The organism is Endozoicomonas sp. ALD040 (assembly GCF_049275945.1).
GTDB lineage: Bacteria > Pseudomonadota > Gammaproteobacteria > Pseudomonadales > Endozoicomonadaceae > Endozoicomonas_A.
In genome coordinates, this window is sequence record NZ_CP184829.1 from 3,512,619 (window position 1) to 3,535,116 (window position 22,498).

General features: G+C 48.0%; 12 protein-coding genes. 1 reads left to right on the forward strand and 11 read right to left on the reverse strand.

Features of this window, described 5'->3' with window-relative positions:
- Positions 1-47 precede the first annotated feature (47 nt).
- The 9 genes from ACOJUN_RS13000 to ACOJUN_RS13040 all read right to left on the reverse strand — a co-directional run bounded on the left by ACOJUN_RS13000 (position 48) and on the right by ACOJUN_RS13040 (position 16,866).
- Positions 48-2,012: a hypothetical protein gene (locus ACOJUN_RS13000; RefSeq protein ID WP_422137018.1), complete on the reverse strand. Its 1,965-nt coding sequence runs from the start codon at positions 2,010-2,012 to the stop codon at positions 48-50.
- Positions 2,013-2,200: 188 nt separating this feature from the next.
- Complete coding sequence (locus tag ACOJUN_RS13005; protein ID WP_422137019.1) at positions 2,201-3,655, reverse strand: hypothetical protein; 1,455 nt, start codon at positions 3,653-3,655, stop codon at positions 2,201-2,203.
- A 146-nt stretch (positions 3,656-3,801) separates the two neighbouring features.
- Positions 3,802-5,880 (reverse strand): hypothetical protein, encoded by a 2,079-nt coding sequence (locus tag ACOJUN_RS13010; RefSeq protein WP_422137020.1) that lies wholly within the window; start codon positions 5,878-5,880, stop codon positions 3,802-3,804.
- Positions 5,881-6,003: 123 nt separating this feature from the next.
- On the reverse strand, positions 6,004-8,301 hold the full coding sequence (locus tag ACOJUN_RS13015; RefSeq protein ID WP_422137021.1) for a hypothetical protein: 2,298 nt from the start codon (positions 8,299-8,301) through the stop codon (positions 6,004-6,006).
- A gap of 226 nt (positions 8,302-8,527) precedes the next feature.
- A complete protein-coding gene (locus ACOJUN_RS13020) occupies positions 8,528-9,067 on the reverse strand; it encodes a hypothetical protein (protein ID WP_422137022.1) in 540 nt (179 codons plus the stop codon).
- Between the two features lie 41 nt (positions 9,068-9,108).
- Complete coding sequence (locus ACOJUN_RS13025) at positions 9,109-11,172, reverse strand: hypothetical protein (RefSeq protein WP_422137023.1); 2,064 nt, start codon at positions 11,170-11,172, stop codon at positions 9,109-9,111.
- Positions 11,173-11,413: 241 nt separating this feature from the next.
- Positions 11,414-13,021, reverse strand: a complete 1,608-nt coding sequence (locus ACOJUN_RS13030; RefSeq protein WP_422137024.1) for a hypothetical protein — start codon at positions 13,019-13,021, stop codon at positions 11,414-11,416.
- Between the two features lie 198 nt (positions 13,022-13,219).
- The gene (locus tag ACOJUN_RS13035; protein ID WP_422137025.1) at positions 13,220-15,043 is read right to left on the reverse strand and encodes a hypothetical protein; all 1,824 of its coding nucleotides are present in this window, start codon (positions 15,041-15,043) and stop codon (positions 13,220-13,222) included.
- Positions 15,044-15,210: 167 nt separating this feature from the next.
- A complete protein-coding gene (locus ACOJUN_RS13040; RefSeq protein WP_422137026.1) occupies positions 15,211-16,866 on the reverse strand; it encodes a hypothetical protein in 1,656 nt (551 codons plus the stop codon).
- A gap of 128 nt (positions 16,867-16,994) precedes the next feature.
- Between ACOJUN_RS13040 and ACOJUN_RS13045 the strand changes: the two genes are divergently transcribed.
- Positions 16,995-17,288 carry a hypothetical protein gene (locus tag ACOJUN_RS13045; RefSeq protein WP_422137027.1) on the forward strand — a complete coding sequence of 98 codons (294 nt, stop codon included), beginning with the start codon at positions 16,995-16,997 and terminating at the stop codon, positions 17,286-17,288.
- A 205-nt stretch (positions 17,289-17,493) separates the two neighbouring features.
- On the opposite strand, the gene ACOJUN_RS13050 is transcribed toward ACOJUN_RS13045, so the two are convergent.
- Together ACOJUN_RS13050 and ACOJUN_RS13055 are read right to left on the reverse strand one after the other, a co-directional pair.
- Positions 17,494-19,998 carry a hypothetical protein gene (locus ACOJUN_RS13050; RefSeq protein WP_422137028.1) on the reverse strand — a complete coding sequence of 835 codons (2,505 nt, stop codon included), beginning with the start codon at positions 19,996-19,998 and terminating at the stop codon, positions 17,494-17,496.
- Between the two features lie 125 nt (positions 19,999-20,123).
- Positions 20,124-22,490: a hypothetical protein gene (locus tag ACOJUN_RS13055; RefSeq protein ID WP_422137029.1), complete on the reverse strand. Its 2,367-nt coding sequence runs from the start codon at positions 22,488-22,490 to the stop codon at positions 20,124-20,126.
- Positions 22,491-22,498 lie beyond the last annotated feature (8 nt).

Below are 22,498 nucleotides of genomic sequence, written 5' to 3' on the forward strand. Positions count from 1 at the left end.
GACCAAAGTCTGCATCGGGTAAACCTCATGAAATGGTGTTTGCCAGGTCAGGGTTTGAAAACATCGTCCTGTTCAGGATTAACAGGCTTGCGCTTTCGATGTATTCCCTTGTGATCCGACAGGACTTGAGCATTCTCACAGACCTTTCCGCATCGTCGTATCTTTCCATCCTCTTTGATCACTCTCGCTACACAGGTTTTTTGCCTGGAGTGTTCTTTTTTTTTGTGAGTCATCAGCGATCCATTGTTCTTGCAAACTGCCCCGCACAACTTTGGTCGACCATCTTCCCCGGTCATGGACACATCACAGGTTTTTTGCTCGCTGTGCACTCTGCTTTTGTGAGACGAAAAGGCTTGAGCGTTATTGTAGACTTTACCGCATGGCCGCTGCTGGTTATCCTTGCCGAGTACCGGCATGTTACAGGTTTTTTGCACGCTGTGTTCCCTGTTTTTGTGGACCCAAAGGGCCTGGTTATTCTTGTAGACCCTTCCGCATGGTTGCTGCTGACCATTCGCATTGACCATGGTTATGTCACAGGTTTTTTGCCCGGTATGATATTTGCTTCTATGAGATAACAGGGCCTTAGCATTTTTGAAGATCCTCCCGCATGTTTGCAGCTGGCCATCTTCAGCGACCAAGGTTTCTCCACAGGTTTGTTGCCCGGTGTGGGTTCTTAGTTTGTGATCCGCCAGGGCTTGAGCATTCCTGCAGACTGTCCCGCATGGCTGCTGGCCATCCTCAGAGAACAGAGTTACATCACAAACTTCTTGTCCGCCGTGGTTTCTTCTTCTGTGACCGGTCAGGGAGTGAAGACTCTTGAAGATCCTCCCGCATTGTCGCTGCTGGCCGTCGTCCTCTACTATGGTTGCGTCACAGATTTCCAGTCCACTGTAGTCTTCGGCTTGTGCTGCTCCTGTTTGGGAAAGGTGGGGTGGGTTTTGATCTGCCTGGGTTAGTCTTGTTGGTTGTTGTGTTTCTGAAGTCGCCACTGGAGATGTTAAATGGTTGAGCGTAAAGGAAATCCTTGTTGCTTCTGAAAGACTATGACCACGTAAATTGAGCAACCCGTTGATTATGATCAAGTCATCATCGGTGACGGACATATTCCGAGGCATTCGTAAATGAACATTAAGTGCCCCGCTGTGGCCAGTATATGCTGCCCCTGTGGTCATTGTGAGTGAATGGTTGCAGCACTTTGTCGGGTTGTCATCCGTGCCGTGATGCTGAGGTTGCTGTGCCCGCGGCTGAAAGGGTTGATCAGAAGCGCATTGGAGTTGGATGGCAGGGGAATCATTCAATGTTTCCAGCATCCATTCAGCGGGCTCCTTGCTATCGGATGATGATCGGAATCTACAAACGCCATTACAGGGACGGACGAAACAATGTAAACCCAGAGTGTGTAACTCTTTTTGAGGATTTCCGTTACCGCCGCCACCGTTAGTATTCTGGAGTCTGGTAAGAGAGTGCTTAAGGCGGGTAGTTGTCGTTGGGGCTTGCTGGCTGGATGATTTTGATGGCTGGTATCCTCGTTGGTTACGTCCGGAGCCAAACATCAGAGTGATAGCCATAAATGGGTAATCCTGACTCATCTGCTGTTGTTCAATCGTGTTAAACAGCTGGGAATCGGGGTTCCAATAACATTTTAAAAGCCAGCCGACAGCGACAGCCGCTTCTAAAGGTATCCATGAATAAAAGCCTGAGCCCAAAGGCACTACTTTGGTCGTCAGGATCAGTTCGTAAGCAACCAGCAGATGAGTGGCGTAAAATAATTGCCACGAAATCGGCTCTATAAGGAAAGTTTTTAGTCTTTGATTGCAAGGCTTTTGTCGTATTATATCAGGAGGCCAATCTGGCCCTGCGTAGCCGTCTGTGTCGGCAATGTTTGGCGGGTTTTTCAGCAATATATGCTGGTCATGCTTTACAGAAAAGCTCTGTTTTAGAAAGTCTGCATCCTGCTCAAACTCGACTGTAAAACGTCTTGTCAGAGGTTTGGCTGGACAGATGACATTCAACGACAGTAACAGCAAGAGAATTGCCATAAGGAGTGGGTGTTTAATAGTTCTATCCCTGCATTTTGGCTTACAGAGAGGAAGGATAGATCAAGAAAATAAGTGTGTTTTTCGATCAGAGACCTTGATTAAAAAAACTCTGCCATAGACCCGAGGCACACAGCGCAGAACTTGATGAAAGGAGTGTCAGATCAAGGACCGGGAGCATTGTCCCGCTCGACATCAACAAGCTTGCGTTTTTGATGTTTTCTTTTGTGATCCGACAGGGCGCTGAGACTCTTGTAGGTCTTTCCGCATTGCTGTGGTTGGCCATTCACCCCAACCACTGTCACGTCACAGATTTTTGGACTGCCATGCACATTCCTTTTGTGACCCGACAAAACTTGAGAATTCTTGCAGACTGCTCCGCATGGTCGCGGCTGGCCATCCCCCGCAGTCACGGTTACGTCACAGGTTTTTTGCCCTGTGTGGATTCTGTATTTGTGATCCCAAAAGGCTCGAATATTCTTGCAGACAGTCCCGCATGGCCGCAGTTGACCATTCTTTTCGAGGATTGTCGCGTCACAGATTTTTTGTTTGGAGTGGGCTTTACTTTTGTGATCCCAAAATGCCCGAGCATTCTTGCAGACAGCCCCGCATGGCCTCTGCTGCCCATCCTCCCCGATGATTGTTAAGTGACAGTTTTTTTGCCCGCTGCGGATTCTGCTTCTGTTATCCAACAGGGTGTGAACATTCCTGTAGACCTTTCCGCATGGTCGCTGCTGGAAATCCTCTTTGTCTATGCTAGCGACACTATCTGTATTTCCAACAGGATCTATTTCATAAGCTCTTCCTTCACCTATTGAGTCTGAGGCGATCCAGTCTGAGGCGACCCTATCTATAGGTTTGGCCGGGACACAGTCAATGCTATAAACCTCTGGCTTAAATAATGGCTCAGAATTGTATTGGAGCTGAATCAATGTTTCAAAAGGCGAGTTTTGTTGGATATCTGCAGTGTTTAAAGGATCAGTTTGAACCAGGCAACTAAAGCAATATCCACTGGCCAAATGAGGACACGAGCTTTGTCCGGGTATTAATTCTGTGTCGCCTGATAAATTTTTTTCAGAATTCAGCAGCGGTTCAGCAGTCCCTCTGCTACTGGATGATGGTCGGAATTGACAAACGCCACGACAGTGATGGACGAAACAATTGAAACCCAAAGTATGCAGATTGCCTTTGGGGTAGTCTCTACCGTCACGATAATCAGTATTCAGGAGAAGGGTGAAAGAGTTTGTAATGAGGGAAGTGGTTTGTGAGGCTTGCTGCCCCGATGATCCTGATGGCTGATATTGTTGTGCGTGATGTTCGGAGCCAAACATGGTAAAGATGGCAGCAAACAGGTGAACTATCCGTGTCAGGGGTGGTGACGTGTCTTGTGTCTCGATAATGGTCGTTTTAACTCTGTAACCGTAAGAAATATGTCGTGTATCATCAGGCTGAGAATCTGATCCTGGGTAGCCATTGGTGTCGACAATCTCTGACCGGCGATCCGGCAATATATGCCGGGCAGACGTTATAGAAAAGTTCTGTCCTGGAAAACCTGTATCCTGTTGAAGCTCAACAATAAAGCGTCTTGTCAACGTTTCGGGCTGACAGACGATAGGCACCGATAGTAGCAGTGCGACAAAGCATGAGTGTTTAATAAATCTGTCCTTGCATTCTGGGTTACAGAAGAGGAAGGATAGATCAAGAAAATAAGCACATTATTCTTTTAAAAAATTTCTGTTAAAAGTTGAGTTGCACTGGGATTTCGCTACTTTTGTGCAGCCCCGCTACCGGTTGGCCATTCTCTGCGACCAAGCTCCTGGTCGAAGGTTTTCTCCTTCCTGTGGTATCTGCTTTTGTGGATAATCAGAGCTTGAACATTCTTGCACACCGTTCCGCATGGCCGCAGCTGGTCGTCCTCCCTGGCCACAGTCACTTCACAGATTTGTTGTCCGGTGTGAGCTCTTCTTTTGTGATCGGTTAATTTTTTAGCACTCTTGCAGAGCTGCCCGCATGGTTGCAGCCGACCGTTCTTCCCGGCTACGGGCACGTCACAGTTTCTTTGTCGGGTGTGTGCGCTTCTTTTGTGTTCCGAGAGGGCTTGAACATTCTTACAGATTTTCCCGCATGGCCGTGGCTGGCCATATTCTCCATCCACTTTGATATCACATTTCTGTTGCGCAGTGTGGATGTTTCTTTTGTGATGCCAAAGGCTATCAGCATTCATATAAATCTTTCCGCATGGCTGCAGCTGGCCATTTTCCGCAATCACTGTTACGTCACAGGTTTGTTGCCCGGTGTGTTCCCTTCTTTTATGATACGACAGGGCTTGGATATGCGTGCAGACCTTCCCGCATGGACGACGCTGGCCATCTTCCCCGACCACTATCACGTCACAGGTTTTTTGCCCGCTGTGGCATCTCTTTTTGTGAGCCGACAGGGTCTGTGCATTCTTGCAAACCTTCCCGCATGGCCGATTCTGGCCATCCTCGCCGGTTTCGTTTATGTCACAGGTTTGTCGCCCTCTGTGGTATTTGCCTCTGTGATTCCAAAGAGCCGCGACGTTCTCGCAGATCATTCCGCATAGCTTCAGCTGGCCATCCTCTCCGACCACTTTGACGTCACAAATGTGTTGCTCAGTATGGGCCTTGTTTTTGTGAGTTGAGAGATGTTGGGTACTTTTGCAGACTATCCCGCAAGGATATGACTGGCCATCTCTTGCGATCACTCTGACATTACAGGTTTTTTGGTTATCTGACGGGGAGTGTTGGAAATGTGCAGTTCCAGAGGGAGGCATTCCTATGGGAGGAAAAAAACCATACCCGGGCAATGATTCAACATAGTTGAGTGGTCCGGTAGCTTCAGCTACGTGAGCTGCCATTGCATTCAGTGAGCCCGGGGCGGTCCCTTGTATGACGACTTCTTCTATGGCGACTCTTTCTAAAGGGTTGTCGCCATTAGCTGGATTACCATTAACCTCATGCGTCTGTAGGTCAAATAGTTGACCAGAATTAGAATGATCTATGCAACTGAAGCAGTATCCGCTAGCCAAATGGAGGCATGAGCTTTGCCCGGGTGTTGCTTCAGTCTGACCTGTTGAACTTTCCATAGTATTTAGCAGCCATTCAGCTTGCACTGTGCTACACGGTGTTGTTCGGAGTCTGCAAGCGCCATGACAGGGATAGACGAAACAATTTAAACCTAAAGTATGGGAGTTTTGTTGAGGGCCTCGGTTGCCGTCGCCAGAGCCAGGGTACAGCTGGTTGGTGAAATAGCCCGTAATATGGGGGCTCGCTGCCGGGACTTGCTGGCCGGATGATTCTGATGGCGGGTACTGTTGTGGATTGTCTCCAGAGCCAAACATCGCAGTGATGATCGCAAACGTAAAATTTTCTTGTTTCAATATCGATGCTGCCTGTTGTTCAATTGGGTTAAACAGGAAGAGGAAGGAAGCGGGGTTCCAATAGCTTTTTAAAAGCCAGCCGACAGCAACAACCGCCTCTACCGGAAGCCATGAATCAGGGCTGGAGTTTAGAGGATTGTCTTTGATAATCAGGGTCAGTTGGTAAGCAACCAGCAGGTTCGTGAAATAAAGCCATTGCCACGAAATCGACTCACTAATGGTCGTTTTAACTCTGTGACCATAAGGTCTGTGTCGTTTTTCATCTGATCCTGTATAGCTGTCTGTATCGGCAATATCTGAAGGGTTGTCCGGCAATGAATTCAGTTCGCATTTTATAGAAAAACCATGATTCGAGTAGCCTGCAATCTTTTCAAACTCAGCAGTAAAATGTTCTGTCCACAGTTCTGCCTGACAGTCGAGAGACAGCAAAAGTAGAAGTAACACTGATACCGAAGAGAGTGAGCGTCTAATGATTCTGTCCTTACAGTCAGGTTTAAAGAGAGCGGGATAGATCAATAAAATAAGCGTGTTATTCTTTTAACAGAGGACGGATATCAGAACATATCATTACTTATTCACTTTGTTTTTTTGAAGACCGGGGCCATCGTTCTGCTCTGAATCAATATGCTTGCTTTTTCGATGTCTTCTTTTATGAGCCGTGAGAGCCTGGGCATTCCGGCAGATCTTTCCGCATGGCTGTGGCTGACCATCCTTACCGACCACGATTACGTCACATTTTTTTTGACCCGTGTGAGCAATTCTTCTGTGAGTCGATAAAGCCCGTATATTATCGCAGATCTTTCCGCATGGTTGCTGCTGGCCATCCTCTGTGACCACTGTCTGTTTACAGGTTTGCTGCCCGGTGTGGTATCTGTTTTTGTGATCTGACAGGACTCGGGAATTCTTGCAGATCTTTCCGCATGGTTGTTGTTGGCCATCTTCTCCGGTCATTTTTAAGTAACAGATTTTTTGCTCGGAGTGGCATCTGCTTTTGTGGTAAGACAGGGCTTTAGAATTCATGCAGACCCTTAAGCATGGTCGTTGCTGGCCATCCTCCCCAATCATTGTTACTTCACAGATTTTTTGTTTAGTGTGGGCTCTGTTTTTGTGATCCGACAGGGCTTGAGCATTCTTGCAGATTTTCCCGCATGGTCCTGGCAGGCCATCTCCTCCGATCACGTTTACGTCACAGGTTTTTTGACCGGTGTGGAAGATTCTTCTGTGAGACGCCAGGCTCAGAGGACTCTTGCAGATTTTCCCGCATGGTCGCTGCAGTCCGTCTTTCCCGATTATTGACAGAGTGCAGGTTTGTTCCCCGATATGTTCTCTTCTTTTGTGTTGCGACAGGGCTTGAGCATTCTTGCAGACTGCGCCACATGAACGCTGCTGGCCATCCTCCCCGACCAGTGTCAATCCGCAGGTTTGTTGCCCGGAGTGGTATCTGCTTTTGTGAGAAGACAGGACCCGAACATTCTTGCAGACTTTTCCGCATAATCGTTGCTGACCATCCTCCCCGGTCATGGTTACATAACAGGTTTGTTGCCTGGAGTGGTATCTGCTTTTGTGATCCGACAAGGCTTCAGAATTCTTGCAGAGCTTTCCGCATGGCTGTGGCTGACCATCCTTCTCTGTCACGGGTAAGTTACAGATTTGTGGTCCTGTGTGGGCAGCTCTTTTGTGAGACATCAGAGCCTGAATATTTTTGCAGATTTTCCCGCATGTCCGCTGCAGGCCATCCATCCCGACTACTGGCAGACCACAGGATTGTTGCCCGCTATGGTCTCTTCTTTTGTGATCCGTCAGGGCTTGAGCATTCTTGCAGACTGTCCCGCATGGTCGCTGCAAGCCATCCTCTGAGACCAATTTGACGCCACAGATTCGTTGATGATCTGAGAGGGATTTTTGACGATGTATCGTTCTTGCGAAAGGAAGATAGCTATTCCTGGTTATTGATCCATCATGATTGGGTGGTCCGGTAGCGTCAGCTGTATGAGTTGCCCATGGACTCATTTGGCCTGAGGCGACCCCGTCTGCAGGGTTGCTGCTATTAGCTGGATGGCGATAACTGTCATGCACCTTTAGCTCAAATAGTTGACCAGAATCAAGATGATCTATGCAACTGAAACAGTGTCCATCAGCCAAATGAGGGCATGAGCTTTGCGTGGGTGTTGCCTGTTTGTGACCCATTGAACATTCCAAGGTATTCAGCAGCCATTCAGGTGGCTCTGTGTTATCGGGTGAGGGTCGGAATCTACAAATGCCACGACAAGGATGGACGAAACAATTTAAACTCAAAGTGTGTGAGTGGTGATGAGGGCCTTCGTTACCGTCGCCAGAGCGAGAATACAGTGGGTTGCAGAAAGAGCTTGTAAATTGGGTGATTGCTGCATGGGCTCGACGGCCGGATGATTTTGATGGCGGGTGCAGTTTTTGATTGTCGCCAGAGCCAAACATCGTAGTGATGGTCGCAAAAGGCAGATCCCCCTGTGTCAACATAGGTGTTACCTGTTGTTCAATCGGGTTTAACGCTGAGGAATCGGGGTTCCAATACTTTTTTAGAAGCCAGTCGATAGCGACCACTTCCACCGATAGCCATAAATCAGGATTCGAGATCAAAAGATTGCCTTTGGTGATAAGGATCAGTTCGTAAGCAGCCATTAAATTGGTCGCATAAAGCCATTGCCACGAAATCGACTCAATGGCAGTGGTTCTGACTCTGTAACCGTAATGTCTATGTCGTTTTTCATCTGATCCTGCGTAGCCGTCTGTGTCGACAATATCTGATGCGGTGCCCGGTAATGTATTCGGTTCGTGCTTTATAGAAAAGCTATGGCTTGGGTAGCCTGCATTCTTTTCAAACTCCACAGTAAAACCTTCTGTCCACGGTTCTGCCAGACAGACGACAGATATCAATAGTAGAAGTAACAGCGGTGCCTCAGAGAGTGATCGTTTAATAATTCTATCCTTGCATTCTGGTTTACAGAGAGGAAGGTTAAATCAATAAAGAAAGCGTGTTTCTGTGCTAAAAGCCAAAGGTTACACTGGCAAAAACCTCATGAAAGGACGGATATATGAAAGTATCATTACTTATTCACTTTATTTTTTGAAGGCTGAGATCATCACTCTCGTCCACATTGACGGGCTTGCGCTTTTGATGTCTTCCTTTGTGCCTGGAGAAGGCATAAGCGTTCTTACAGATCTTCCCGCATGGCCTTTGTTGGCCATCTTTCCCGACCACTGTCGCGTCACAGGTTTTTTTTCCGCTGTGATGCCCACTTTTGTGAGATGACAGAGCTCCGGCATTCTTGCATATCACCCCGCATGGTTGCAGTTGGCCATCCTCTCCGATCAGAGTCGCGTCACAGGTTCTTTGGCCGCTGTGGGCTTTGCTTTTGTGAATCGAGAGATATTGAGCATTTATGCAAATCTTCCCGCATAACCGCAGTTTGCCATTTTTTTCGATCACTTTGACGTCGCAGGTTCCTTGTCTGGTATGGGCTCTTCTTTTGTGATTTGACAGGGATCTGGCATTTTTGAAGATATTCCCGCATACCCGCTCTTGGCTACCTTCTTTGATTATTATTGCGTCACAGGCTGTTAAAAATCTTCTGCTAAAAACCAAAGCTTGCACCGGGCAAAACCTTATGAATGGAAGAATATCAGACCGGATCATTAGTTGTACGGTTTTCTTTTTTTGTGGGCTGAGTCATCGTCCTGTTCCACATTAACAGGCTTGCGTTTTCGATGTTTTTTTTTGTGAATCAACAGGGCTTGAGGGTTTTCGCAGATCATCCCGCATGATCGCGCCAGGCCATCTTCCCCGGTCACGTTCACATCGCAGGTTTGTTGCCTGGTGTGGTATCTTCTTTTGTGACTCCACAGGGCTCGAGAATTTGTGCAGATCATCCCGCATGGCTGCGGCTGGTCATCCTTCCCGATCAGGATCACGTCACAGATTTTTTTCGCGGTGTGGTAGTAACTTCTATGAGTCGTCAGGGCTTGTAGATTCATCGTGACCATCCCACATGGCCGCTCCTGGCCATCCTGCCCTAAAACGGTCATGTTACAGGTTTGTTGACTGCTGTGGACGGTTCTTTTGTGATCCGAGCGGGCTTTAGTGCTCTTGCAGACTGCTCCACATGGACGCAGCTGGCCATCCTCCCCAATTACGTTTACGGTACAGACTCGTTGCCCGCTGTGGACTCTGGTTTTGTGATTCGTCAGGGAATTAGCATTCTTCCAGACCGCTCCGCATGGTCGCTGCAGGCCATCCTCCCCAACCACGATCACTTTACAGGTTTTTTGTCCTGAGTGCTGGCCGCTTTTGTGTGTTGCCAGGGATTGAATATTCTGGAAGAGCCTTCCGCATGGCCGCAGTTGGCCATCCTCTCCAACCACGATCAGGTCACAGGTTTGTTGTCCGCTGTGTTTTTTTCTTTTGTGATTTCGCAGGGCTTGAGTATCCTTGCAGATAATTCCGCATGGCCGCTCTTTGTGATCCTTCCCGACCACAATCGCATCACAGGTTTTTTGCCTGTTGCAGTATTCAGGTTGTATTGCCGCTGTCTGTATGTGATGAGGTTGGTACTGATCCCATTTGAATGATTCAGTGGTTGTTGTTTGTGTTTCTGAATGGGCAAGTGTAAATATAATCTTATCTTCTCCGGGATGGCTCTGCATATCGAGTGAGCCGTGAAGCGCAGAATTATTATCGGCTGTAGTCCGTTCTTCCGGTATTGGTGCGTCATAGTTGACTTGCACGATGGCGTTAGATGTACAGGCGCCCCCGTCTATGGCGACCCCGTCAGAGTTGCTATCAATGCCAACGGGTTGTGGGTCGTAATTGTATGAGGGTTCAGTCTTTGAAAGATCATTCGGTGTTTTGAAAGGTGAGCTTTTCTGGAAGTCTGTAATGTGTAGAGGATCCAGATGACCTATACAGCTCAGGCAGTGCCCATTGGCCAAGTGGGGGCATGAGTTTTCTTCGCAATCCATTGTCCACAGAGGGGGCTCGGTGCTATCGGATGATGATCGGAATCGACAAACGCCATTACAGGGATAAACGTAACAATTTAAATCCAAACTGTGTGAGGGTTGCTGAGGATCTCCGTTGCCGTCGGCATAGTCTGTATTGAGCGAGGGCGCGAAAGAGGCTGTATGGCGAGTGGTTGTCGGCGGAGCTTGCTGGCAAGAGGATTTTGATGGCGAATATTGTTCCTGGTTTTGTCCAGAACCAGACATTATAGTGATGGACGCAAACGGGAGTCCCTGACTCGCCTGTTGTTCAATCGGGTTAAACAGCCATGAATCGGGATTCCAGTAGCTTTTCAAAAGCCAACTGACAACCACTTCTAACGGTAGCCATGCGTAAGGGTTGGAATTCAGAGGTGGGCCTTTGGTGGTCAGGATAAGTTCGTAAGCAACCAGCAGATTTGTGGCGTAAATCAGTTGCCATGAAATCATCTCAGTGATGTTTTTTTTTACTCGAATAGCGTCAGGCTTGCGGCATTTTTTTTCAGGTGGCAGATCTGATCCTGAATAGCCTTTTGTGTCGGCAATATTTGACGGGTTGCACGGTGATGCACGACGGTGGATATTTATAGTAAAGTTCTTTATTGGAGCGTCTGCATTCTGTTCAAGCTCAACAATAAAACGACTTGTCGATTCGGTCTGACCGATAACAGACAACGACACTAGCATTAATAGCAGTGCCGCGAAGAGTGAGAGTTTAATCATTCTATCCTTGTATTCGGTCTACAGAAAGACAAGGATAGATCAGGTCATGCAACGGTGTGGCCGACCGATTAGTGGATGAGGTCGCCGTCAAGGTCGACATCAACAGGTTTTCGCTTTTGATGTATTCTTGTGTGATTCGACAGATAGCAGTCTTGCAGAGCGTCTCGCACGAATAAGCGTGTTTTTCTGTCTAAAATCTTTTGAAAAAGAACCAATATTTAAAGCTAAAGATTGCTCCTGATTAATTTTGTGGAAGGCTGGGTGTCAGATCATGAGTGAAGTTATTGTCCTGATCCGCATCAACATGCTTTCGCCTTCGATGTCTCCTTTTGTGTTCCGTCAAGGCATGTGAACTATTGCAGACCTTTCCGCATGCCCTTAGTTGACCATTCTCCCCGACCACTTTCAGGTCACAGGCTTGTTGCCCGGAGTGGTATCTTCTTTTGTGATCCGACAGGATTTTAGTACTCTTGCAGATCCTACTGCACGGCTGCGACAGTCCATCCTCCCCGACTACTTGCACGTCACAGGTTCTTTGCCCGGAGTGGTGTCCGCTTTTGTGATCCGACAGGGCACCAGCATTTCTGCAGACCCTTCCGCATGGCTGTAGCCGACCATTCTTCCTGAACACTAACACATCACAGGCTTTTTGCTCGGTATGGTTTCTGCTTTTGTGAGCCGACAGGGCTTTGGCACTCCTGCAAACTTTCCCGCATGGTCGCAGCTGGCCATGACCCTCGACTACGCTTACCTCACAGGTTTGTGGCCCTGTGTGGTTTTTTCTTCTGTGATCCGACAGGGTTCTGGCACTGTTGCAAACCTTTCCGCATCGCCTTTCCAGGTCATCTTCCCCGACAAGGGTCATTTCACAGGTTGGTTGCACACTCTGGTCTGTCGCTTTTATTGAGGTTATCCGGGAAAGATGAGTTGTGCCTGAGGCCGGTCGGGATGGTTCTGTTTTTGTTTCTTGTGTTTCTGACGTTCCCATTGAGGGGTTGGAATGGAAAGGCGTAAAGGAAATACCGGCTTGTTCTGGAAGACTGTGACCACCCAGACTGAGTAACCCTTTGATTATAACCCAATCATCAGCGGTGACAGTCGAACCCTGGAGCGTTGGTGCATCATCACTGATTGGCCCAGAAGGATTAGTAATTGCTGCCTCTGCAATCATTGAATGTGTATTATCGGGTGATGGTCGTAATCTACAAACGCCATGACAGGGATGGATGAAACAATTTAAACCCAAAGTATGTGAGTGTTGTCGAGGATCACGGTAACCATCGGCAGAGCCAAAATACAGAGACTGAATGAAAGAGCTTGTAAAATAGGCGGTGGTTTTTGGGGCTTGCTGGTCGGATGTTTCTGTTGGTTGGCCTTGCTGTTGGTAATGTCCAGCGCCAGGCGTCATAGTGGTGATCGCAAATGGGTGATCGCCCTGTGTCAAAATAGATGCCGTAATCTGTCCGTTCGGGTTAAACAGAGGCGATTTGAGGTTCCAATAGCTTTTTAAAAACCAACCAGCAGCGATAGTCATTTCCACAGATAGCCATGAATAAAGGGGGAAGTACAGGGAAGGGTCTCTGGTATTCAGGATCAGTTCGTAAGCAATCATCAGGTTTGTGGCGTAAAGCCATTGCCACGAAATCGACTCAGTATCGGTCGTCTTTACTCCGTATGTAATAAGTCTGTGTCGTTTGTCATAGGGTGGCAGGTCAGGCTCTGTATAGCCGTCTGTGTCGGTAATGTTTGACGGGTCTTCCGAAAATGTATGCCACCCGGGCTTTATAGCAAAGTTCTGTTTTGGAGAACCAGCATCCTGTGCAAGCTCAACAACAAAATGACTGGTCAAAGGTTCAGCCCGACAGGTGACAGACAATGACGGTAGCAGCAAAAGCGATGTAGCATAGATTAAGTGTTTAATAATTCTATCCTTGCATACTGGTATTCAGAGAGGAAGGATAGAACAGGAAAATAAGTGTGTTTTTCTGTTAAAAATCAAAGGCTGCACTGGGCAAAACTTCTTGAAAGCTCAGATAAGCGTAGCTACTTATTTCAGTTTATCTGACTGAAGGCTGAGGTCATCTTTCTGGTTCACATCATCAGGTTTGCGTTTTCGATGTATTCTTTTGTGATTCGACAGGTCTGGAGAATTTTTGCAGACCTTCCCGCATGGCTTTGGCTGGCCATCCTCCGCTAGCACGGATACGTTGCAGGTTTTTTGCCCGCTGTGCTCTCTGTTTTTGTGAGATGACAGGGCTTTTGTATTCTTGCAAACCTTCCCGCATGGCTGCTGTTGACCGTCGTCACCGATCAGGTTTACGTCACAGGCTCGCTGTCTGCTATGGTATCTGCTTCTGTGATCCGACAGGGCCTGAGCGTTCTTGCAGAGAGCCCCGCATAACCGCTGCTGGCCATCCTTTTCTATGACTGTCTGGGCGCAGGTTCGTTGCCCGGTGTGGACTCTGCTTTTGTGAACCGACAGAGCTTGTGCATTTTTGCAGAACCTTCCGCATGGCCGCTGCAGGCCATTTACTCCGACCACTGTTATGTCACAGGTTTGTTGTCTGGTGTGGTACCTTCTTATGTGATTCGACAGGCTTTTCGCATTCTTGCAGACAGCCCCGCATGGCTGCAGCTGGCCATCTTTCCACATCACAGTTGCATCACAGATTTGTTGGCCGGTGTGATCTCGTTTTTTGTGCTCTGACAAGGCTTTTCCATGCTTACAGACTGTCCCGCATAGCTGCTCCTGACCATCCTCTTTGATCACTATCACGGTACAGGTTTTTTGCCCGGTGTGGTATCTGCTTTTGTGAACCGACAGGGCGTGAGCATTCTTGCAGGTCTTCCCACATGGTCGATGTTGGCCATCTTCCCCGATCAGGGTCACCTTACAGGATTGTTGCCCGCTGTGGACTGTTGCCCGGTTTGTGCCTGTCCTGGAAAGATAAGGTGGGCTTTGATCCAATTGGGTTGATGCCGTTGCTGTTGGTAGTATTTCTGAAGTCCTGATTGGGGGGGTGAAATGGCTAAGTGTAAAGGGAATTCCGGTTTCTCCGAGAGGACTACGATTACGCAGATTGAGTAACCCGCTGATTATAACCAAATCATCAGAAGTGACAGACGCATTCCCTGGCATTCGCACATGACCAGGTAACGATTGAGTCGGCTCTCTGTTATCGGATGATACACGGAATCGACAAACGCCCTGACAGGGATCGACGAAACAATTTAAACCTAAAGTGTGTGAGTGTTGTTCAGGCGCTTCGTCACCGTCACCAGAGTCAGAATGCAAGAGATAAGTGAAATAAACTACAGTCTGGGTGGTAGCTTGCGGAGCATGCTGGGCGGAAGAGTCTGGCGGTGGGTATTCTGGTGAGTTATGTCCAGAGTCAAGCATTGTCGTGATGGTCACAAACGGGTGGTTTCCATGTGTCAACATAGACTTTGCCTGTTGTTCAATCGGATTAAACAGCAGTGAATCCTGGTTCCAATAGCTTCTTAAAAGCGAGTCGGCAGCAAACAATACTTCTACAGGCAGCCATGAATCAGAATTTAAGTCTGGGTTAGCTTTTCTGTTGGTCAGGAGCAGTTCGTAAGCAAGCAGCAGGTTCGCGGCGTAAAGCAATTGCCATGAGACAGACTTGATGATGGTTGTTTTTGCCTCGTAATAACCGGACCTGTGTGGTTTGTTATCAGACTGTGAGCATGGTCCTGAGTTGCCGTTTGTGTCAGTAATGTCTGATGGATGGCCTGACGATGTATCTGACAATGTATCGCCTGAAAATGTATCCGGGTCACGATCTATTGAGAAGGAATGTTTTGGAGAACCTGCATTCTGTTCAAGCTCGACTATTAAACTTCTTGTCAACACTTCGGCCTGACAGAAGACGGATAACGAAATTATCGGCAGCAGCAGTGCCGCAAAGAGTGAGTGTTTAATAATTCTATCCTTGCTTTCTGGTATACAGAGAGCAAGGATAGATCAAGAAAATAAGCGTGTTTTTGTGTCTTTCTTATGAAAGGACAGGTGTCAGATCAAGGGGGGCAGTCATTGTCCCGGCCTGCATCAACAGGTTTGCGTTTTTGATGTACTCTTTTATGCTCCGCAAGGGTTTGAGTATTCTGACAGACCGTTCCGCATGATCGTTTCAGACCATCCTTACCAACTACTGGAACGTCGCAGGTTTGTCGACTGTTATGCTCTCTGAATTTGTGAGATGACAGGGCTTTAACATTCTTGCAAACCTTCCCGCATGGCCGCTGCTGGCCATTTTTACCAGTTATGTTTATGTCACAGGTTTTTGGCCCGGTGTGGTGTCTTCTTTTATGATCCGACAGGGCTTGAGCACTTTTGCAGAACGCCCCACATGGTCGCCGCTGACCATCCTTTGCGACTAAGGTCAGGTTACAGACTCTTTGCCCGGTATGATGTCTTTTTTTGTGATCGGTCAAGGCGCTAGCATTCTTACAGAGTATTCCGCATGGCTGCGGGAGACCATCCTCCCTGACCACGGTTACGTCACAGGTTTGCCGCTCGTTGTGGTGATTGTGTTTGTGATTAATCAGGGCTTTAGCATTCCTGCAGATTTTCCCGCATGGCCGCCACTGACCATTCTCCCTGATCATTCTGACTTCACAGATTTTTTGTGCGGTGTGGAAGCCGCTTTTGTGAGACCACAGTGAATCTCTGTTCTTGAAGACCTTCCCACATGGCCGCTGCTGGCCATCTTTCCCGACCAGGGCCAGGTTACAAACTCGTTGCCTGCTGTGGACTGTGGCTTGCTTTGGGCGTAAATGGACAAGAGGACTCAGGCTTTGACCTAATCGTGATGACCCTGTTGTTTGTTGTGTTTCTGAAGTCTCTATTGGCGGTGTTGAAAGGGCAGGCGTGAAAGAAGTTCCGGTTTCCTCGAGAGGCTCAGTGTTACTTAAATTGATTAACCCATTGATTATGCTGAAATCATCTGAGAAGGCAGACTCATTCCAGGGCGTCTGCGCATCATCAAGTGGCCATTCAGCTGCCGTTCCGCTAACTGCTCTGAATTGGCAAACACCATGACAGGGATCAACAAAACAATTTAAAGCTAAAGTGTGTGAGTGTTGTTCAGGGTCCTCGCCACCGTCGTCTGAATCAGAAAAAAGGAGGCGGGTGAAATAGCCGATAGTCTGAGTGGTGGCTTCTGGCGCTTGCTGGTCGGATGATTCTGGCGGCGGCTGTTGTGGTGGGTTGCACCCTGAGCCAAACATTGTTGTGACGGTCGTAAACGGGCGATTCTCATGCGTTAAAATAGAAGTCGACTGTTGATCAATCGGGTTAAACAGAAATGAATCCTGGTTCCAATAGCTTTTTAAAAGGCAGCCGACAGCCGCAGCCACTTCTGCAGGTAGCCATGAATAAGGGTTGGAGTTCAGGGGAATGTCTTTGGTGGTAAGGCTCAGTTCGTAGGCAATCAGTAGAGTCGTGATATAAAGCCATTGCCGTGAAATTGACTTAATGAGGTTCGTTTTAACGTAGTAACCGCAGGTTATGTCTAGTTTGTTATCAGGCTGCGTGTCTGATCTCTCATAGCCGTTTGTTTCAGCAATGTCTGAATGGCAACCCGGCAATGTATTCAGGTCAGGCTTTATAGTGAAGTTCTCTTTTGGAGAGTCGGCATTTTGTTCAAGCTCAATTATGAAATTTCTTGTCAATAATTCCGCCTGACAGACGACAGATGACAAAAGTAGCTGTAAGAGCAGTACAACAAAGAGTGAGTGTTTAATAATTCTATCCTTGCTTTCTGGTTTAAAGAGAGGAAGGATAGATCAAGAAAATAATCGTGTTTTGCTATCAAAACTTTCTGTCAGAAATTAAAGGCCGTGAAGGGCAAAATCATTATGAATGGACTGGAGTCAGATCTTTACTTATTCATTTTACCTTCTTGATGACTGAGGTCATTATTCTGGTCAATATCAGCAGGTTTGTGTTTTGGAGTTTTGTGCATCATCAGGTTGATAAGTCCGAGGCTGAAAGTGTTGGCAATAAGCACATTGGCGTTGAGTCGCTGCTGACCATCTCCCCCGACCACGCTTATGTCACAGGTCTGTTGTCCGGAGAAAAGTTTTGTTTTTGAAAACCATGACTCTGTTCAAACTCGACAGTAAAATGCCTCGTCCATCGTTCTGCATGATAGACGACAGAGAACAAAAGTAGTAACAACGGTGCTGCCACAAAGAGTGAGCGTTTAATGGTTCTATCCTTGTTTTCTGGCATACGAAGAATAGATCAAGTAAATAAGTCTCTTTTTATGTCTTTCTTATGAAAGGGCAGGCATCAGATCAAGGGCTGGGGTCATTGTTGAGGCCTGCATCAAAAGGCTTGCGTTTTCGATGTATTCTTTTATGTTTTGACAGGGTTTGAAAATTCTGACAAACCGTTCCACATAGCCGCTGCTGACCGTCTTCCCCGACCACTTTTTGGTTACAGGTTCTTTGCCCGCCGTGCTCTCTTCTTTTGTGATCCTGCAGGCTGCCAAGATTCTTGTATAATTTTCCGCATGGCTGCTGCTGGCCATTCTTCCCGACCGCAATCACGTCACAGGTTTGTTGTCCGGTATGGACTCTGTTTTTGTGATTCGACAGCACTTTGACACCTTTGCAGACACTCCCGCATGGTCGCAGTTGGCCATCATTACCGACTATGATCACGTCACAGATTTGTTGTCCACTATGGATTTTGCTTTTGTGATCCGACAGGGCTTTGACACTATTGCAAACACTTCCGCACGGTCGCTGCTGGCCATCATTACCGACTATGATCAGGTCACAGGTTCGTTGTCCACTATGGATTCTGTTTTTGTGATCCGACAGGGCTTTGGCACTTTTGCAAATAGTTCCGCATGGTCGCTGCTGGCCATCCTCCTCGACTATGATCATGCTACAGGTTTGCAGTCCGGTGTGGGCACTTCTTCTGTGTTCCATGAGGCATACAGCACTCTTGCAGACTCTCCCGCATGGTTGCTGATGACCATCCTCCCCGACTATGGTCACGTTGCAGGTTTTTCGCCCGCTGTGAACTCTGCTTTTGTGATCGGACAGGGCTTTGGCATTTTTGTAAACTCTTCCGCATGGTCGCTGCTGGTCGTCATTCCCGACTACGGTAATGCTACAGGTTTGTGGTCCGGTGTGGGCGCTTCTTCTGTGTTCAAAGAGGTGTCTGGCATTCTTGCAGACTGCCCCGCATGGCTGCTGCTGACCATCCTTCCCGACGATGAGCACTCTGCAGGTTTGTTTTTGTTGTCTGGCGTGGGCGCTTCTTTTGTGCTCCAGGAGACTTAGCGTATTCTTGCAGACTTTTCCGCACGGCCGCTTAAGACCATTCCCCAAAAACAGGGTCAAATCACAGACTTTTTGTCCTGTGTGGGTTCTGCTTTTGTGATCCGACAGCGCTTGAGCATTCCTGCAGATCTTTCCGCATGTCTGCTGCTGGCCATCCTCCCCGGGCACTGCCACGTCACAGGTTTTTTGCCCGGAGTGGTATTTGCTTTTGTGAACCGACAGGGCTTGAGCGTTCTTGAAGATCTTTGCGCATGGTTGCCGCTGGCCATTCTTCCCGACTATGGCCATGCTACAGGTTTGAAGTCCGGTGTGGTCCTTTCTTCTGTGCTTCTGGAGGTATAGAGCATTCTTGCAGGCTGTCCCGCATGGCCGCTGCTGGTCATCCCCCATGGTCACGTCACAGGTTTTTTCCCCCGCCTGCCGTTTACTTTTGTGATTCGTCAGGGCTCGTCGGCAGTGGGTATCTCCTTTAAAAGGAAAACAACCCGAAGGTGAAGTTCCAGCTAATTCAAGCGTTTCCGAAGCTTGTAATTTGCCTGTCTGGGAAAGATGAGGTGGACTTTGCCCCGATTGGAATGATTGTCTTGTTGGTTGTGCTACCGAAGTCTCTGTTGAAGGGATAGGTATACAGGAAATACCGGTTTCTTCAGGAAGACTATGACCACGTAGATTGAGTAACCCTCTAACCATAGCCCAGTCATCAGAGGAGATAGGCAAATGTCCTGACATTGGCGCATCATCATTGAGTGGCCACTTATTGGCCCCTCTGTTTTCGGGTGATGATCGGAATTGACAAATGCCATGACAGGGGTAGACGAAACAATTTAAACCTAAAGTATGCAGGATTTGTTCAGGATCCCCGTTACCGTCGCCAGTGCCAGAATATAGCGGATTAGTGAGAGAGCCTATAGGCAGAGGAGTGGTTTGTGGGGGTTGCTGGCCGGATGACTCTGGAGGCTGATATTGCGGTGGGGTATATCCAGAGCCGTAGACAGTGATGATGGACGCAAACGGATGGTCCTGCTGTTTCAACAAAGATGTCGTCTCTTGTTGTTCGCTCAGACTGAGTTGTTCCAACGGGTTAAACAGGGCTGAATCGAGGTTCCAGTAACTTTTCAAAAGCCAGCCGACAGCAACAACCACCTCTACAGGTACCCAAGAATAATTGCTGGAGCTCAGTGGGGAAGTTTTGGTTGTCAGGATCAGCTCGTAAGCAACCAGCAGATTCGTGGTGTAAAGCCAGTGCCACGAAATTGACGCAACGATGGTTGTTTTTACCCGGTAACCACTCGAATTGTGTTGTTTTTTATCGGGCCGTGTATACGATCCTCCATAGCCGCGTGTGTCAGTGACGTCTGACGGGTTGCCCGGCAATGCCGACAATGTGGGCCGGTCAGGTTTTATAGAAAATTTTTGTTTTTTAAACCCCGTATTCTGTTCAAACTCAACAGTAAAGCACCCTGTCCATGCTTTGGCCTGACTGGCGAAAGACAGCAACGGTAGCAACAGCAGTGCCGCAAAGAGTGAGAGTTTAATAATTCTATCCTTGCGTTCCGGGATATAGAGAGGAAGGATAGATCAAGAAAATAAGCGTGTTTTTTTGTCTTCCTCATGAAATGGCTGCTGTCAGATCAAGGGTTGAGGTCTTTGTCCCTGTCTGCATCAACAGGCTTGCGTTTTCGATGTATTCTTTTATGATCCGAAAGGGCTTTTGCATTATTCAAGAGCTTCCCGCATGAATACATCTGGCCATTCTCACCGACCAGGGTCGCGTCACAGATTTGTTGTCCGGTGTGGTATCTTTTTTTGTGGTTAGTCAGGGAATTGGCATTCTTCCAGGCCATTCCGCATTGCCGGGGGAGACTATCCTCTCCGACCACGTTCATATGACAGGTGTGGTACCCGCTGTGATATTTGTATTTGTGATCCGCCAGCGAGCTTGCATTCTTGCAGACCTTCCCGCATCGCCGCTGCCGACCATCCTTCCCGATCACTGTCACGTAACAGGTCTGTTCTGAGGTGTGTTGTCTTCTTTTGTGATTCATCAGGGAGTTAGGATTCTTCCAGACAGTCCCGCAATATCGTCGAAGGCCATCCTCTCCGACCACGGTCATATAACAGGTTTGCTGCCCGCTGTGGTGTTTGTATTTGTGACCCGCCAGCTTACTCTTATTGCTGCAGACTTTTCCGCATGGCTGCGGCTGGGCACCGTCTTCGGTTACTGGCAGCATACAGGTTTGTCGTCTGGTATCGCAGGCGCTTTTGTGAGTCGACAGATCTTTGGCATTCATGAAGACCTTCCCACACTTCTGTTGGCCGTTCTCGCCGATCACGTTCAGGTCACAGGTTTGTTGTCCGGTATGATATCTTCTTTTGTGATTCATCAGTGAATAAGTATTCATACAGACCGTCCCGCACGGCCGCGAGAGACCATCCTCTCCAACCATGGACATAGAACAGGTTTGTTGGCCGCGGTGATATTTGTATTTGTGATCCGCCAGCGTGCAGGCATTCTTGAAAACCTTTCCGCATGGCTGCTGCTGACCATCCCTCCCGACAACGGTCGCGTTACAGGTTTGTTGACCGGTTTTGTGTCTTCTTTTGTGAGTAGACAGGGTATCGGCATTCTTACACACCGTCCCGCATAGTCGTGTCCGGCCATCTTCCAGGACCACCGTTACGCCACAGATTTGTTTTCCGGTGTGTTCTCTTCTTTTGTGATTTGCCAGTGCACTGGCATTCTTGCAGATCTTTCCGCATTGCTGTTGCTGGCCACTTTCCCCGACCACCATCACGTAGCAGGCTCTTTGTCCGGTATGGTATTTGCTTTTATGAACCGACAAGGCATTAACATTCTTGCAGATTGTCCTGCACGGCTGCGGCTGGCCATTCTCGCCAACTATTGTTAAGCCACAGGCTGGTTGTTCGTTATTGTTTATGGCTTGTACTCTGTTTGTCCGGGAAATATGGGATGAGCTTTGATCCAATTGGGATGAGTGAGTGACTGTTTGTTCTGTTTTTGAAATCCCCGCACGGGATGTGAGATGGCTAAGCGTGAAGGAGATTTCGGATTCTTCGGGACAACTTTGATTACGTAGATTGAGCAATCCGCTGATTATAACCAAATCATCAGTGTTGACAGGTAAATGCTTGAGCGTTGTTGCATCATCAGGCTGATGCGCTTGTCGTTGGGAGGGGTTATGTCCATTGGCAAAATGAGGGTATAAGCCTTGTCCGGGGTGCGTTTCTGTGCAGTTTGACGAGATTTCCTGGTAATTCAGCGTCCATTCAGCGGGCCTTTTGCCATCGGTTGATGGTCTGAATCGACAAACGCCGTTACAGGGGTGAGCGAAACAATTTAAACTTAAAGTATGTGAGAGTTGTTCAGAGCCCCCGTTACCGCCGCCAGTGTCAGAATAAAGCGGGTTAGTGAGAGAGTCTTTTGGGAGATTAGTGGTTTGTGGGGTTTGTTTACCGGATGCTTCTGATGGCTGATGTTGTGTTGGATTTTGTCCATAGCCATACATGGTAATGAGGATCTGAGACAGATAATCCTCCTGTGTCAACATGGATGTCGTCTGTTGTTCGATTGGGTCAAATAAAGGTGAATCGGGATTCCAATAGTTTTTTAAAAGCCAACCGACAACGACAACCACTTCTGAAGGTACCCACGAATAAGGGCTGGAGTTTAGAGGGTTGTTTTTGGTGGTCAGGAGCAGTTCGTAAGCAACCAACAGATGAACCGCACAAAACCATTGCCACGAAACTGACTCAATGATGGTCGATTTAATCTCGTATCTGCCCGATCTTTGTCGTTTTTCACCAGACGGCGAAGCTGATCTTGTGCAGCCGTTTTTGTGAGCAATATCGGATGGATTGCCTGACGATGTATGTTGATTATGCTTTATAGAAAAGCTCTGGCCCGGAGAATCTGTATCCTGTTCAAGCTCGACAGTAAACCGTCCTGTCCAGGGTTCGGCCTGACAGACTGCAAACAACGAAAGCA